General features: G+C 46.4%; 2 protein-coding genes. Both read right to left on the bottom strand.

Annotated elements, in window-relative coordinates:
* Positions 1–324, bottom strand: a 324-nt coding sequence (locus COY37_RS01265; RefSeq protein ID WP_286975639.1) for a M23 family metallopeptidase, incomplete at its 3' end; no start/stop codon positions are given.
* Between the two features lie 92 nt (positions 325–416).
* On the bottom strand, positions 417–2,268 hold a 1,852-nt coding region (locus tag COY37_RS01260; RefSeq protein WP_286975636.1), incomplete at its 5' end, for an Ig-like domain-containing protein.

Here is a 2,268-nt window from a genome sequence, read left to right as displayed (position 1 = left end):
GCCGGCCTTCACGGATTGGCCCTTGGATACCAAAACTGTTACGGGTAGGTATGTCGTCGTGATACCACCCGGATGATCGATGGAGACACATGGCTCACCTCTTGGGGTTTTTCCGATCCAGTAGACCACGCCATCCTGGGCGGCTACGATGGAGTCGCCGGTATTTCCGGCTATATCGATACCCCTGTGCTCATCTAAGCCAAATCGCTTAATAACTTCTCCGCCAACGGGCCAGGTGAATTTATCCGTAGCCCAAGCAGTAGCGGTAAGTAAAACAAAGCATAATAAGATAACGATAGGTAAAACAATTGTTCTGCGAATCATAATGGCGCCCCTCCATTATATATGCTGATATGCTTTTGTGCTTCTATGTTTACACGTTAGCGGAAGCCTGGCATGCTGTCAAGTGGTTTGCGCTAATTACTTCTATCAATTTTTACCGAGCGGTTAAACGTTCTTGTATTACCTGCCCGATCTATGGCTTGAACACGTAATATGTACGAACCATCAGCAATTTTAGAGCCATTGTTGTCCACGCCGTCCCAAGTTAGATTCTTCTGCTGTTCGAGTTCTTTTTGGAAAACAACCGTGTTTACATCCGCTCTACCGCCGATATCCGGAAAAACGGTTAGCCGGTACTTGACGGGTTCATTCGGTATAATCGAGATTACAATCCCTGGCTTCTTGCTGTTGATGACGTTACACTTTACCCTATAACAGACCTTCGGTGGCACGGTATCCACTGTAAAATACCACGCAAGCTGATTGGTATTCCCCGCTCTATCGATTATGCTAACCAATGCTCGGTGAACACCCTCTTTCAATTTAGATTGAGGCTTGTAAGAAATTAAACCGTTTAAGAAGTAAGGTTTAACAGAAGCACCATCTAGGTTAAACAAGGCACCTATCGGATCGATTCCGGCACCGTCGGCACCATCCTGAGCACTGAGCCTTATCTCAGGAACCGCAGTATTGATAAAAGCCCCGTCGGCGGGAGTTATTAGTGTTAATTCCGGCGGAAAGAGATCTGTTAGCATATCGGGATTCGATTCGCCGTCGACGAGCAACCTATCCCAAAAAACTGCAGCATCCGCGCTATCTCCGGTCTGTTTAGCGGAGCCTTCAATAACACCATTTATGGTATTTTTAAGGCCCTCTTCATCCTTTACTATCACATTGACTTGATAAGCCCCTTCAACAGTTTCCGTTTCTTCCACAGCTATATCGCCATGTTGGCATGAGCTGTCAACGATCGATTGCCAAAGGTTCGCATCTTTCTCTTCGATGGAAGGAACGCTTACTTCTGCACTGCGATAAATCAGTGGACGCACATTTGTCAGAGCAGAACTAGATTTAACCTGGCCTAGCTGGCTAAGTGAGGCGCTGCTCGGAATGTCCATTAACTTGTCTTTATAAAACGATACCACCTGTCCGCTAAAATCAGGCACGCACCCTCTTGGCTTGGGATTATGTACCCAGGCGTTAACGGACATCTCCGATAAAGCCAGATTGCTCTCAATCCCCCGCTGCTCCATTGAATCTATAAACTGTGCCCGCTTAGAGAGGTTCCACGCCTCAGGCCCACTTGCATAAGCAAACTGGATAACAACCAGCTTTGCCACCCACCTTTTAATCCTTTCACGGATGTATGATCGCGGGAGGGTTGTTTCAAGAGCTTGCTTTTTGATCCTATCGGGATAAACCGTCTCATTATTTCTAATGCAACCCTCATATATACTTATCAGTCTGTAGTTGTATAAAGCCTTATATATTTGTTTATCATTGAAAGCAATTGATATTTCATTAGAGGGCGAGGTTGGGCCTTTGGTTAAGAATGAGTACAGGTCGCACAGGCACTCTGCGGCAAAATGCTTGATTGAGCCCATTGATCCGTCAGGACAGATCGGAAACAGGTTGTCATTATGCGCCACCCAATCGGCTGCAATATGGCCGCCCCATCCCAAAGCCCGCGCCCTGTCCGTATCTGATGCTACACCATTTTTCTCCGAGGTCTTGAGCATAAGGTAGGCAAAGTTTGGTTTATCAGCAAATGGTCTGGCGCCTTTTTCATACTTTGGATCCGGTGAGTGGAAATAATCAGGCCAACTTTGTTTCTTATTGTTTTCGTCTGGCATTGGCGGATCACCACCGATCCACTGCACACTCATATCCGGACCCGTGCCGTTTAACCCAAAAACAACGGATGGTTCAATCCCCAGGCTATCGTTAATATTAACATCATTGTTAATATGATAGTGGCTAATAGCG

The organism is Candidatus Aquicultor secundus, assembly GCF_002791875.1.
In the GTDB taxonomy this organism is placed as follows: domain Bacteria; phylum Actinomycetota; class Aquicultoria; order Aquicultorales; family Aquicultoraceae; genus Aquicultor_A; species Aquicultor_A secundus.
This window is presented reverse-complemented; position numbering and strand designations above follow the sequence as displayed.